Origin of the sequence: Moraxella oblonga NBRC 102422 (genome assembly GCF_001598275.1) — a bacterium.
Lineage (GTDB): Bacteria > Pseudomonadota > Gammaproteobacteria > Pseudomonadales > Moraxellaceae > Moraxella > Moraxella oblonga.
Genome location: NZ_BCYQ01000049.1, coordinates 1 through 14,129 on the forward strand (window position 1 = coordinate 1; position 14,129 = coordinate 14,129).

Sequence of the window (14,129 nt, forward strand, 5' to 3'; positions counted from 1 at the left end):
ATTAGTGAAGAAGTTGCCAAAGGCATGGCGATTTCTGCCATTAAAAACCCCATGCTCAAACAACCCATTAAAACTATGGCAAAAGAACTGTCCAAATTCGTTCCTTTTTTGGGTCAAATGGTTGCACCCACGCTTTCCGTTGCCATGTTAGAAAGTGCAGGTTGGATTTTGGCAAAAGAACTAGACCAAAAATTCTCTAAACGATAAAAATACAGGTGCAACTCATGCACCTTTATTTTTCGCCCGATTATTCCATTATTTTACCTACCTCCCATCACCAATGCTTTTGACACAAATTTTATCCAAACATTGCCATTTATGCTAAAATAGCATTTTTGTTTTTTGGACAAAATGCCCATGCTCACTTCTTTAACCCTACAAAATTTTGCATTGATTGATGAATATACGGTCAATTTTGATGACGGTTTTAACGTCATTACAGGCGAAACAGGTGCAGGTAAGTCATTGATTTTAGACGCACTATCCCTATGTGTGGGTGGACGAGCGGACGCTGGCATGGTGCGTATGGGGCATGATGAAGCAAGCATTTTTGGTGAATTTGATGTGGCAAACGACACCAGCGTGCAGGCGTGGTTTGCCGAGCATGATAGGGAGTTTGAGGATACCTTGCTGATTCGCCGTAAAATCAGTGTCAATGGTCGCTCTAAATCATGGATAAATGGTATGCCTGCCAGTATCGGTGAGCTTAAATCACTGGGAGCGATATTGGTAAACATTCATTCACAGCATGCAGGACTTGAATTATTAAAACCACAATTTGTTGTGGATTGGCTTGATGAGGTTGGTGAATTATCTTGCCAAAAACAGGCGGTGGCACACGCTTATCATGCGTGGCAAAATTTAAAAAAACAAGCCTTAGACATCAAAGAAAAATCCGCCCAACGAGCCGACCGCATGGCGTTGCTATCTGCAAGACTTGGTGAGATTGAGCCACTTTTGGGGGTGGATTTGGTGCAGATTGAGCAAGAATATGATGAGCTATCCAACCTAGAAAATCTCATGCAATCAGCCGTGCAGGCGGTAGGGCATTTGGATAACGAGGAAATGAGTGTTACCACCCTGTTGGGGCGTAGCCTAAAAATTTGTGATAACTTGTCCGACAAAAGCCGAGTATTTGCCGAATGTAGCGAGCTTTTAACCAATGCATCAGAACAGATAGATGATGCGGTGGCAAGGCTTATGGATTATGCCGAGCAATCACTGCCTGATGAGGAGCGTTTAGATGAACTAAACAATCTGATGGGATTGGCTCACAGACTTGCCAAAAAACACCAAACCACAGTTGATGAGCTGACCGTACAAGCAGGAAACTGGCAGGCAGAATTTGATGAGTTGGATAATCTGCCAGATGCCAAAGCATTGGATAAGGAAGTTGAGGAGGCATATCAGGGCTATCTTGGTCATGCTCATATACTAAAACAAGCTCGTGAAGCGGTAGCATCGCCCATTTGTCAAAAATTACAACATCAATTAACAGAGTTGGCATTGCCCAATGCGACATTGCAATTTGTATTTGAACCAAAAGCCACCGAAGATTATAATGTGCATGGCATTGACGATATCCATTTATTGTTTAGTGCCAACGTAGGTATGCCCATGCAACCTTTGCACAAGGTTGCATCAGGCGGTGAGTTGTCTCGTATGGCTCTTGTTATGCAAGTGATGAGTGCAGGCATGGGCAGTCAGACCAATCCGATTTTGGTGTTTGATGAGGTAGATGTGGGCATTAGTGGTGGCACAGCTCAGGTGGTGGGCAAACTGCTTCGTACGCTAGGTAATGCCTGTCAGCTTATTGCCATCACCCACCAAGCCCAAGTGGCGGCGGCAGGTCATCGCCATATTTTGGTTGCCAAAGAGCATGGCGAAAAAACCACCAGTACACTCCAAGTTATCACAGGCGATGCCCAAATACATGAGTTGGCTCGTATGTCTGGGGGTGTTCAAATCACAAAAGCCACACTTGACCATGCCAAACAACTCCTTGATGATGTGGCGACATGGTGATTATTATAAATACAAACCCAATGTGATTGGGCGTATCTACATCAGATGAATTGATGATTTTATGAATAAAAACAATACCTTAAAACTTACTCACCATTTTTTGCTTCCTAGCCCTAGTATGCCTGATGAGCGTTTTGTTGATGCGTTGATTTATCTGTGTCGGCACAACAAAGAAGGGGCATGGGGCTTTATCGTCAACCAACCACTATCGCAGTCGGTTGGCAAACTGCTTCATGAGCTTGATTTGCCAAGTCCCAAACAAACCATGCAAACGCCAGCCATGCAAGGGGGATTTATCCGTCCTGAGGCGGGTTTTGTGTTACATACAGGATTGCCTGACAGTTATGCCTCCTCGTTTGTGGTGGGTGAAAATGTCTGTCTGACGACCAGTAAGGATATTTTGACCAGAATTTATATGAATCAAATACCACATTATTTGTTGTGTATGGGTTTTTGTAGTTGGTCAAAAGGGCAACTTGAAAAAGAGCTGGCTGATAATGATTGGTTTGTTTGCCCTGCTGATTTGCATATTTTGTTTGAAGCCAAATTTACTGACAGATTGGATTTGGCATACCAAAAACTTGGTGTTGATTTGGGTAAATTTACCACACATATCGGACGAGCCTAAGGAATATGATGACACAGACCGCCCCAAAGATTATCCTTGCCTTGGATTTTGGTGTAAAAAAAATGGGCATGGCACTTGGCAACACATTAACCTGTGATGCCCGTCCATTTGATATTTTGGCGATGAATAACGGACAACCTGACTGGGATAATTTGCTAGGCATGATTGCGTCATGGCAGGTGGATACGGTGCTGGTGGGGCTACCTTTGAATATGGACGGCAGTGATTCTATGTTGTCCAAGCGTGCCTTTAAATTTGCTCGCCGTCTGTCGCACCGTCTGGGTGAGCGTCAGTCGCCTGTGCGTGTCTATCTGTGTGATGAAAGGCTCACCAGTCGGCAGGCACGAGCATTGGCGTGGGAACGTGGCTGGATAAAAAGCGACAAAGACCCCATTGATGATGTGTCGGCGTGTATTTTGATTGATGGTTATTTTTATGAGCCTGATAGAGCGGTGTATGTGGGCAATTACCACGACAATCCAGACAGGGAAAGCCATGACTAATCAGCGTGTGGTAGAGCTTATCAAAGATGCCATTAAACTTGCCAACATCAGTGTGTATTTGGGATTGTTGGCGGTGGGCTGTTTTTGTGTGTTTGGGACATTGGCAAGTCTGGCAAATTTTAAGGATAACACGCTGATTTATTGGGCATTTCATTATTTACCTTATGTGCTTATTGGTCTATCCATGCCGATGAGTGTGTATCATGTGTTTATTTTGGGGCGTTATCACATTATCCAAAAGGGCATTTTGCAGATGATTTTGGCGGTGGGCGTGGGGCTACTCATGTTTGCTTTGGCGATGTGGCTTATGGATAAAACGGTGCAATTTTATATGAGTTTATTTTTGGCGATGATTGCGTGGTTTGGTATGCCGTTTTTGTTTCGGGTGAATTTAAAAAAGTTTTTAAATTTTTTGGAAAATCCAAATCCATAGATTTGCCCTTGTTTGGTTTTATGATATAGAAATGAGGGTTTAGGTTTTTTTATATGAAAAACGAATTTTTTACATTTATCCAGTTATTGGGTTATGATGATGGCATTGCACATAAAATGGCGGTGTTATTTGATAGTTTGGTTGGCGATAGGAAAATTTTTGCTCAATTTTTAGCAGAAGAATGTGACTGCGATGAAAGTGTCCTAAACCGTTTATTTAAAGCCAATTTTGATGACGATGATTTGGCATTAAATGGTTGGGTGGTTTCTTATTTGTTTGATAGTCTTTTGGTGTATTATCGTGATGATTATAAGATTGATTATGATTATTTAAATAAATACATCAGCGAACAGATTGGGCAAAAGTTTCATGCGTCTTATGACGAATACACCAAAATTCATCAGCAAAACAACCAATTTAATAGATTCAGTGATGATTTTATCACGGATTTTAACTACATTTGCCACAAATTAGAAAATGAAAGCGAATTTACGCTATTACATATATTTAGTGGCGATGATGATGTTAATTATTTTGTGGTTGATAAAACAGCCAAACCCAAACTGTTGGCGTTGGCAGATGAATTGGGTTTGGTGGTGGAATAAATATGGTGATTTTGTTCATAAAATTTTAAAATCGCACACATCTGATTCTCAAATAAAAAACCCAAGTTTATACTTGGGTTTTTTAAAGAATTATAACTTGCCTTCTGCCACCAGTGTGCGAATGACTTTTTTGTCATGTTTGCCCACGCTGGTTTTTGGAATGTCAGCCACAAATCTAAGTTCGTTTGGGATACCGTATTTGGGGATAATCTCACGCTCATAGGCTTGTACCGCCAATGCCAAGATGTCATTGGGCGTGGTGTCGTCATGGTTGGTTTTTTTGACCACTAAGGCGATTGGTCTTTCGCCCCACTTGTCATCAGGCACGCCAATCACTGCAATGTCTGCCACAGATGGATGTAATGACAAAATGGTCTCAATTTCTAGTGATGACACCCACTCTCCGCCTGATTTGATGACGTCTTTTAGGCGGTCGGTTACTTGTAGTACGCCTTGACTGCTTAGGTGGGCGATGTCTTGGGTGTGCAGATAACCACCTGCCCATAGAGCATCTCCTGCGTCTGTATTTTTAAAGTAACTTTGGGTCAGCCACGGGGCTCGCACCACCACTTCACCTACTGTTTTGCCGTCTTGGGGCATGGGCTGTCCGTGTTCGTCCCAAATCTGCAAATCCACAAGAGGTGTGGGCGAGCCTGTGCTAATGCGTGTGGCAAGTGAGTTTTCTAGGGTTAATGGTTCTTTGGTGTCAAATGTTGCTACTGTAATCACAGGGCAAGTTTCGCTCATGCCATAGGCGGTATAGACCTCAATGCCAGAGGCTAGGGCTGATTTGGCAAGTCCTTCGGTCAGACGTGAGCCACCAATAATCATTTTTAAGCCGTCAAACTGCACGCCACGTTCACCTGCTTCTTTTAACATCATTTGTAAAATGGTGGGAACGCAGTGGGTAAAAGTAACCTTATGTTTAAATACCAAATCCACCAACAAGCTAGGCACATAGCGACTAGGATAGATTTGTTTTAGACCAATCATGGTAGCAACGTAGGGAATGCCCCAGCCATTGACATGGAACATCGGCGTGATAGGCATATAAACATCAGAGTAACGCAGTCCAACCTCATCAGGGTTTAGGCTAGCACCCATAGCCACACCCATGGCGTGTAGGACGATTTGGCGGTGGCTAAAAAACACACCTTTGGGGTCGCCTGTCGTACCAGAAGTATAAAAAGTTGTAGCAATGGTATTTTCATCAAAATCAGGAAAATCAAAGGAATCATTTGCTTTTGACAACAGCTCTTCGTATTCACCTACTGTAAAGTCAGGGGCAGGCGTGGCATGGTCGTCAAGCCAGATGATTTTTTCAACGCTTGGCACATCATGAATATGATTACCAATCATTGGCATAAATTCTGAATTTAGCAAGATGGCTTTTGGCTTGGCGTGATTTAGGGTGTATAAAATTTTGTCAGGCGATAGGCGAATGTTCACCGTCTGCAAAATCAGCCCCAACATAGGAATGGCAAAATACGCCTCCAAATAACGATGGCTGTCCCAATCCATGACTGCCACGACATCGCCACGTTTTAGACCTAAATTGGTCAAAACATTGGCAAAACGTTGTATGCGTACCAAAAACTCACGATAAGTAAATCTGGCTTTATCAGCATAAAAAATCTCTTGGTCAAGTGAGACGGATTTGGCACGGTTTAGCAGTTGTTTGATGATGAGTGGATAGGGGTAGGCGTGAGAGCTGGCTTCGTAGCCGTGAGAGGTGTGGCGGTTCATCATTGTGTCCTTTCAGATAAAATGGGTGGATTTGTGATTTAGCATAACCAATTTTAGTACAGTTGTAAAGTGATTTATGACACATTTTTTTACAAATTTACAAAATTTTACCCATACCAAAAAAACCGCCCAACAACATGGGCGGTCTAGATGGTTAAGTTTACGAAGTTTTTTGAGGCTTTTGGGGTTTTTCAAAACCCTTTTTAGCTAGGCAGGCATCTACTTGGCTACGCTGAGCATCTGTCATTTCTAGCTTTGGGTGTTTGCCGTGTTGTGGACGCATTGGTCTGCCCTGTGCATCTTTGGGTGGTTCGGGACGGTCAGTATTTGGGGTACGTTCGTTTTTGGCTTGTCCATCTTTTTTCAATTCAGGTTTGGTATCTTTGTCAAATTTGGGTTTTTCAATGCCCGCCTGTGCCATGCACTCACTCATCGCTTGGTGAAATTCTGGGTTGTGTTTTGGGTGGTTGCCCTGATGATTGCCGTGAGCAAAGGCAAAATTACTGGCAAGGAATGAAATGGCGGTCAAAGCTAAGATGGATTTTTTCATATCAGTTCTCGTTGAATGGATAAAATTTTCTGCCAACTCATCTTGGCATTGGGTATATGATACGCCATAAATGTTTGGTAAAAATAAATAATTTTTGGAAAAACGTTAGAATTTTTTATCATAGTTGGGATTTGTTGGTAACAATCGCAAATTTTGGTAAGATTATGGGCATTGCTTTACAATGTTTTTGGATTTGGTTAACAAAAGTGTGCCAGTATTCAACTTTATGGGTGGTTGATGTTGTGAAAAATGTCGTTCATGTGTATTGTTTAAGAGAATTTTCAAATCATCAATCGGCGATAAAATAAAGTTAAGAATAAGATTTAAAATTTGGTATAATGTAAATGTTTTATCGTAGCTATTGATAAATACATTATTTATTTTTATAAATTAAAAAGGAGAAAACCATGGGCGGACAAGTCGCTTTTGGCGTATGGATTTCTTTGGCGTTGTATTTTATATTGATGATTGCCATTGGGGTTTATGCCTATTTTAAACAAAAAAATGACGTAGAGGGCTATATGCTAGGCGGTCGCAATCTCTCGCCTGCTGTTACGGCACTCTCGGCAGGTGCATCTGATATGTCAGGGTGGCTACTGTTAGGATTGCCCGGTTATATGTATGGTTCTGGTGTGGTATCTATTTGGATTGCACTTGGGCTAACCATTGGGGCATTTGCCAACTATTTATTGGTTGCACCACGTTTGCGTGTCTATACGGAGATTGCGGATAACGCCATAACTTTGCCTGATTTTTTTGCCAACCGCTTTGATGATTCGTCCCATGCTCTGCGTTTGGTGTCGGCTTTTGTAGTGATTGTATTTTTTACTGTTTATACAGCAGCCAGCCTTGTTGCTGGTGGCAAACTGTTTGAAAGTTCGCTTGGGCTTGGCTATGATTTGGGTTTGTGGGTAACGGCAGGCGTGGTGGTGGCTTATACCTTGTTTGGTGGGTTTTTGGCGGTGAGTCTTACCGACTTTGTGCAAGGGGTGATTATGCTCATTGCCATGCTTTTGGTGCCTGTGGTGGCATTTGATGCCATTGGTGGCGTGGAGACTGGACTTGCTAGTGCCAAATTTGCCAACCCTGATGTTTTTAACTGGACCAATGGCGTAACCACCATGGGCATCATCTCCCTCATGGCGTGGGGGCTTGGGTATTTTGGACAGCCACACATCATCGTGCGTTTTATGGCGATACGCTCTGTCAAGGACGTACCGACCGCCACGCTGATTGGCATGGGTTGGATGATTTTATCACTCATCGGGGCATTGCTTGTTGGTTTGGCGGGTGTGGCTTATACCAATGACAAAAACATCACGCTTGATGACCCTGAGACGATTTTTTTACTGTTTTCACAAGTACTGTTCCATCCTTTGATTAGTGGATTTTTGCTTGCGGCGATTTTGGCGGCGATTATGAGTACCATTTCTAGCCAGCTTTTGGTGGTTAGTAGTTCGCTGACTCGTGATATTTATAAATTGTTTTTGCACAAAGAAGCCACAGAAGCCAATCAAATCATGGTAGGGCGTATCTCGGTGGTGGCAGTGGCAGTGGTAGCCATCGTCATTGCGGGCGATAAAAATAGCTCGGTGTTGGAGTTAGTGTCGCACGCGTGGGCAGGTTTTGGAGCGTCTTTTGGACCTTTGGTGCTACTGTCGCTTATGTGGAAACGCATGAACCGATTTGGGGCGTTGGCTGGTATGGTGGTTGGGGCGTTGACTGTCATCGTCTGGGTGTATGGAGAGATTACTATCGCAGGTAAGCCTGCCAATGATGTTATTTATTCTATCATGCCCGGCTTTGTGGCAAGTATGATTGCCACCATTGTGGTCAGTCTTCTAACGCCAGCACCAAAACGTGAGATTGCAGAGCGGTTTGAAAGTATGGAAAAATTGTTAAAATAGTTGTTGTTATTTTTAAAAACACAGTCAAATTTGGCTGTGTTTTTTAGTGTGATTTGGTAAAATTGCCATAAATACTAAGGTTTTTATGTGATTTATAAAACCACAAATTTTATTAAAAATTATGATATATTTTATAAATTGCTTGACTTTTGGTTGGTTGTCGGCTTATATTTAAAAAGCCCTTTGGCTACTTTTATTTCAATTCATTCTATAAGGAAAATACGATGAAATTGCATATCTTGCCCACCGCACTAACATTGGCACTTGGCATGGTTTTGGCAGGTTGTGGTGGCGATAAAACACCTGCAACCGACACCAAAAAAGAGCAAAGCACCCAAGCCACACAGGAGCTTGCCGAAAAACAAGAAATCACTATCAATAACGGTGCCGAACCTGAATCGCTTGATCCACATAAAGTAGGTGGTGTGCCAGAATCCAACATTTTACGCCAAATGCTCGTAGGTCTTACCACCACAGATGTTAACGGCAAGACAGTTGGTGGTATGGCAACAGAATGGGAAAGTGCAGATAACAAAGTTTGGATATTCAAACTGCGTGATGCCAAGTGGAGTAATGGCGACCCTGTTACTGCCCATGATTTTGTGTATAGTTTTCGCCGTCTAGTAACACCAGAGATAGCATCGCCTTATGCCACTTATTTGGCAGGGTTAAAAGTGGTGAATGCCCAAGACATCGTAGATGGCAAAACCAAACCAGATATGCTTGGAGTCAAAGCAATTGATGATAAAACCCTAGAAATCACATTGTCCGAGCCTGTACCTTATTTCCCTGATGCGTTATTTCATACCTCAGTTAGCCCTGTTCACCAAAAAACCGTTGAGACCTATGGCGACAAATGGACAAGTGTGGGTAATTTTGTCGGTAATGGTGCTTATACCCTCAAAGATTGGATTGTCAATGAACGTATTGTATTAGAACGCAACAAAAACTACTACGATGATGCCAACACCACCATCAACCAAGTAACGCTACTGGCAATTGATTCTGATACGACCGATGTAACACGTTATAAAGCAGGCGAAATTGACATGACGGCAGATGCTTTACCGCCCGCCCAATTTAAACAGCTACAAAGCGAGCTTGGTAGTGAAGTCAAAATTCAGCCCAAACTATGCACCTATTATTATGAGTTTAACCACACCAAAAAGCCATTTGATGATGTGCGTGTGCGTAAAGCCCTGTCGCTTGCTTTTGACCGTGAAACCATCGCTGAAAAGGTTGTGGCACAAGGTCAAACCCCTGCCTATCAGTTTACGCCACCTTCTATCAGTGGTATGAAAAACTACACCCCAGAGTGGCAGGCGTGGGACAGAGCCAAACGTGTTGAAGAAGCCAAAAAACTTCTGAACGAAGCAGGTTATAACGAACAAAACCCACTAAAATTTGAACTGCTTTACAACACCAGTGAAAGTCATAAAACCATCGCTGTGGCGGCAGATTCTATTTGGAAAAAGGATTTGGGTTTTGTACAAATCACCCTAAACAACCAAGAATGGAAAACCTACCTAGACACTCGCCGTACCCAAAAACATGACGTGGCTCGTGGCGCTTGGTGTGCTGATTATAACGAACCATCTACTTTCCTAAATACATTCTTATCCACCGATTCTAACAACTATGGCAAATACAAGAGTGCTGAATTTGATGCCATCATGCAAAAGACGCTGGGTGTGGAGGTGACGCCTGAACAACGTGCCGAATTGTATTCACAAGCAGAAGGTATTTTGGACAAAGATGCAGCAACCATCTTTATCTACCATTATGTGTCGCCACGCCTTGTCAAACCTTATGTGCAAGGATTTATGGAGGTTGATCCACAAAACCAATGGCAGGTCAAAGATTTAAAAATTCTAAAACATTGATGTATCAATTAGTCAAAAAGCACTCACACCATGAGTGCTTTTTTTACGAATGCTTTTTTGTGGCGATTGTTATGAAATTTGTTACCATGTTACCCAAAATCCCTTTAATGCTTGCATTTTAAAGCCAACTTGATAAACTATATCAAATTTATCTTTAATGTAATCGTATGGATTTATTACAAAATTTATTTTTAATCTTAGTTTTGATTTTGGTGTCTAGTTTTTTTTCTATTTCCGAGATTTCTTTGGCGGGGGCTAGAAAACTCAAACTAAAACTCATCAGTGAAGGCGGTGATAAACGTGCTGATAAAATCATGCACCTACAAGAGCATTCTGCCGACTTTTTTGCCACCAGCCAAATTGGGCTCAATGCTGTTGCCATTTTGGGTGGTTCGGTAGGTGAGGGGTCACTACGCCCTTATTTTACTCAATGGATTGGCTATATTTATCACGGTCAGTATCTAGATAATATTGCTTTTTTTACCAGTTTTGTGGTGGTTACGCTTTTGTTTATCCTTTATGCCGACCTCATTCCCAAACGCCTTGCGATGATTAACCCTGAAAAAATGGCGTTGTTGGTGATTAATCCTGTGCTGGTGGTTATCAAGGTGGTCCAGCCTTTGGTGTGGATTATTAATGGCATTGCCAATCTCACTTTTCGTATTTTTAAAATCAACACAGTACGAGAAGAGAGTATCACCTTTGATGATGTATCCGCCATTGTGGACGCAGGGGCAGAGGCTGGCGTGGTATTGCAACAAGAACAGCATTTTATTGAAAATGTCTTTGAATTAGAAGAACGCACCGTACCCTCATCAATGACCGTGCGAGAAGATGTGGTTTATTTTACGCTTGATGAAAGCGAAGAGAGCATTCGCCAAAAGATTGCCGAATACCCTTATTCTAAATTTTTGGTATGTGGCGAAAATATTGACAATGTGATTGGTTATGTGGATACCAAAGATATTTTGGTGCGGATTTTAAATCATCAGTCTATTTTAAATATTCACGAGTCCACCATTAGAAATGTGCTGATTATTCCAGATACGCTGACTTTGTCTGAACTGTTGGATAAATTCCGTGCCAACAAAGAAGATTTGGCGGTGGTTATCAATGAATATGCTCTTGTGGTGGGGATTATTACCTTGTCGGATATTATGATGACGGTAATGGGCGATTGGGTTGCCCCCATTGAAGAAGAACAGCAAATCATTCAGCGAGATGAACATTCGTGGCTGATTGAAGGCAGTACGCCCATTGATGATGTCAGACACGCCCTAGAATGTGAGTTTACTGATTGGGACCATTATGAAACGCTGGCGGGATTTATTATGTATCGCTTGCGAAAAATTCCAAGACCTGCTGATTTTGTCATACACGAAGGACTAAAATTTGAAGTGGTGGACATTGACCATTTTAAAATTGACCAAGTGCTTGTAACCAGAATGCCGATTGAGATGATGGGTGAAAGTGAGTGAGATTGGATATGGTACATTGTAAATTATGGTAATATTTGTTATGATGTTATTTTTATTTATTATATGGAGAATTTGCAATGAAAAAACTGGTGCTAACCACCGCAGTTTGTCTTATCACGCTAAGTGCCTGTACAGCCCCCCAAGCTGTTGCCGACAAGGTTGAAACATTGAACAAAACAGACGAGGTAAAATCATCAACCAAACCTACTCCCCAACAAGGCTTTCGTTTTAGCGATGAGGAGAATTTTGATATTGCCAATGAGAAAAAATTAGCATGGCGTGTGTTCTATAAAGAACCTTCAAAAGGTGAGCATGCACAGTGGTTTGATGCAGTTAAAAAAGGTGATTTGCCAACCGTCAAATATATGGTAGAAAATGGTCAAGATTTAGAAGCCAAAGATACAGGCAGTCTTGAACAAACCGCACTTGGCTGGGCGGCATTTATTGGTTATGAGGACATGGTGGATTATCTAATGGCTAAGGGTGCAAGCCTTTATGCAACTGATAAAGGCGATGTCTACAATGTGCTTAAATCTGCTGTTTTGGGAAAAAATACCAATATTGTGAAAAAAATTCACGCCCAATTAAATGCTAAGCAAAAGGTGGATTTAAACGACCAAACGGTAGAAAGTGATGGCGAAACACTCATTATGGTAGCAGCAAGCAACAATCGCATTGAAACGGTCAAATACCTATTGGCACAAGGTGCTAATCCCAATTTGGTTGCGACCACCAAAGACCCAAAATTAAACGCCTATAACCAGTCTGCTTATTCTTATGCGTGTACACGAGGTCATGTAGAAATGCAAAAGCTACTGGCAAGTTATGGCGTGGTCAATCACCGCACTGGCAAAGCAAGTTGTGAGTGATTTTAAGAAGTTATGTCAAACCTAATAACTTATTGATTTAAATGTATTTATTTTTAAGATGTAGGGGTAAATGGTGATTTGCCCCTACGGACAATGACTAATTTGTATCATTTTTAAAGTTGTTTTGGTATCTATGTGCAGTTGAGATTGGCGTGTATTAATCCACCTTCTCCCCACTGCCAGAGAGCCAGCCAAACACCACATTGACACACATCAGGATAAATAGCACATAGAGCGACAGCTCCCAAGTGCCTGTTTTTTCGTATAATTTTCCCAAAATCAGTGGCCCAAAAAACGCCACGCCATAGCCCACCGCCTGTACCATACCAGACAAATCTCTGGCACTCTCCACGTTACTTGTGCGAATTGAAAATAGCATTAGTGATAGTGTAAAGATAGATGCGCCCCCAAAACCCATGATTGCTGACCATAGATGCAGATAATCAGGCGACCAAATCAGCCCTCCTGCCCCAATGACATTTAGTATACTTGCTACTAAGGCAATGATTTTTATAGAAAAATTTCTTTTAATCAAAAAAGTCAACAAAAATATCGCCATGGGGGCGACCACCTGAAATGCCAACGCCAAGCCACTTGCCTGTGCCAGTGTTAGCCCATAACTCATGCCGATTGATGGCAAAAAACTGGCGACCGTATAAAATAGCAGGGATTGTATGCCCATGTATATGCCCAGATACCAAGCATCTTTATTTTTCCATGCGTTAAATGGTGTGCCAGTTCCAGCATTTAAGGCGGTAGTTTGGGACGATTGTTTTGACAACTTATTGATAAACAACAAAATTATCAATGAGCAAATTGCTCCCACCCCCCAAGACGACAACGCCACCTGCCACGACATGACCGCCATGAGTGGCACGACCACATAGGCACACATTCCTGCAAAGAGTGACATGGATAGGCTAAACAGACCTGTGGTCAAAGCGATGTGATTTGAGGCGTATTTTTTGATAAAAGGGGCGGTCAAAGCGTTTAAAAACCCAATGGCGAGTGAGAGTGCGACCGTGCCGACATACAGCCCCCATACCCCAGACCACACTCGCCCTAGTACGGATATAGCAAGTATGGCGGTGCTGATTATCATCATATTTTCTAGCCCAAAACGCTTGGCAAAACGTGGTGCAACCAACGCTCCCAATGCAAACATCGGCATGGGCAACGCCCCAAGTAGCCCAATCGTAGATACAGATACTCCAAGCGTGTCTGTCAATGTGCTGGCAACCGAGCCTAGCATGACAATGGGCGAACGCATATTTATGGCAGAAAAAACAAGGAAAACGCACAGGAGAGCTAAGGGTATGGCGGATTTTGAAGGGGTCATCAATCGGTATCACTAAGTAGAATTGTTGTCATTTTGCCAAAGAAATGTTAAGTTCGCAACCCAAAAAATTTTCAAAAAAATACTTGCAATATCCAAAAAGTCATGTATAATGACACCCATGTTATGTGATTTTTTGAAGTTTTAAAAAAATAAAAAAATCTCT

Annotated in this window: 13 protein-coding genes; 10 read left to right on the forward strand and 3 right to left on the reverse strand. The window is 42.2% G+C overall.

Annotation, left to right across the window (positions count from 1 at the left end):
• The 6 genes from MOB01S_RS12570 to MOB01S_RS10810 all read left to right on the forward strand — a co-directional run.
• Positions 1–207, forward strand: a 207-nt coding sequence (locus tag MOB01S_RS12570) for a hypothetical protein (RefSeq protein WP_218016097.1), incomplete at its 5' end; no start/stop codon positions are given.
• A 150-nt stretch (positions 208–357) separates the two neighbouring features.
• Positions 358–2,025: a DNA repair protein RecN gene (gene recN, locus MOB01S_RS10790; RefSeq protein WP_066805195.1), complete on the forward strand. Its 1,668-nt coding sequence runs from the start codon at positions 358–360 to the stop codon at positions 2,023–2,025.
• Positions 2,026–2,086: 61 nt separating this feature from the next.
• Complete coding sequence (locus MOB01S_RS10795; RefSeq protein WP_066805197.1) at positions 2,087–2,653, forward strand: YqgE/AlgH family protein; 567 nt, start codon at positions 2,087–2,089, stop codon at positions 2,651–2,653.
• A gap of 8 nt (positions 2,654–2,661) precedes the next feature.
• Positions 2,662–3,156, forward strand: a complete 495-nt coding sequence (gene ruvX / locus MOB01S_RS10800; protein WP_066805215.1) for a Holliday junction resolvase RuvX — start codon at positions 2,662–2,664, stop codon at positions 3,154–3,156.
• Entirely contained in the window at positions 3,149–3,589 is a 441-nt protein-coding gene (locus MOB01S_RS10805) for a hypothetical protein (protein WP_066805218.1), read from the forward strand. The genes ruvX and MOB01S_RS10805 overlap by 8 nt, the downstream gene beginning before the upstream one ends.
• A 53-nt stretch (positions 3,590–3,642) precedes the next feature.
• Positions 3,643–4,194 (forward strand): DUF6630 family protein, encoded by a 552-nt coding sequence (locus tag MOB01S_RS10810; RefSeq protein WP_066805221.1) that lies wholly within the window; start codon positions 3,643–3,645, stop codon positions 4,192–4,194.
• 90 nt (positions 4,195–4,284) lie between these two features.
• On the opposite strand, the gene MOB01S_RS10815 is transcribed toward MOB01S_RS10810, so the two are convergent.
• Positions 4,285–5,940 carry a fatty acid--CoA ligase gene (locus MOB01S_RS10815; protein ID WP_066805224.1) on the reverse strand — a complete coding sequence of 552 codons (1,656 nt, stop codon included), beginning with the start codon at positions 5,938–5,940 and terminating at the stop codon, positions 4,285–4,287.
• Positions 5,941–6,100: 160 nt separating this feature from the next.
• Positions 6,101–6,490 (reverse strand): hypothetical protein, encoded by a 390-nt coding sequence (locus tag MOB01S_RS10820; protein WP_066805232.1) that lies wholly within the window; start codon positions 6,488–6,490, stop codon positions 6,101–6,103.
• 407 nt (positions 6,491–6,897) lie between these two features.
• Between MOB01S_RS10820 and putP the strand changes: the two genes are divergently transcribed.
• From putP to MOB01S_RS10845, 4 genes are all read left to right on the forward strand, one after another.
• The gene (putP, locus tag MOB01S_RS10830) at positions 6,898–8,397 is read left to right on the forward strand and encodes a sodium/proline symporter PutP (RefSeq protein WP_066805238.1); all 1,500 of its coding nucleotides are present in this window, start codon (positions 6,898–6,900) and stop codon (positions 8,395–8,397) included.
• 224 nt (positions 8,398–8,621) lie between these two features.
• Positions 8,622–10,280, forward strand: coding sequence for an ABC transporter substrate-binding protein (locus MOB01S_RS10835; RefSeq protein WP_066805240.1), 1,659 nt, complete (start codon positions 8,622–8,624; stop codon positions 10,278–10,280).
• 167 nt (positions 10,281–10,447) lie between these two features.
• Positions 10,448–11,758, forward strand: a complete 1,311-nt coding sequence (gene paeA / locus MOB01S_RS10840; RefSeq protein WP_066805242.1) for a polyamine export protein PaeA — start codon at positions 10,448–10,450, stop codon at positions 11,756–11,758.
• Positions 11,759–11,835: 77 nt separating this feature from the next.
• Positions 11,836–12,627, forward strand: a complete 792-nt coding sequence (locus MOB01S_RS10845; protein ID WP_066805253.1) for an ankyrin repeat domain-containing protein — start codon at positions 11,836–11,838, stop codon at positions 12,625–12,627.
• Between the two features lie 157 nt (positions 12,628–12,784).
• Here MOB01S_RS10845 and MOB01S_RS10850 read toward each other — a convergent pair whose 3' ends face one another.
• Positions 12,785–13,966, reverse strand: coding sequence for an MFS transporter (locus tag MOB01S_RS10850; protein WP_084349716.1), 1,182 nt, complete (start codon positions 13,964–13,966; stop codon positions 12,785–12,787).
• Between the last annotated feature and the right edge of the window lie 163 nt (positions 13,967–14,129).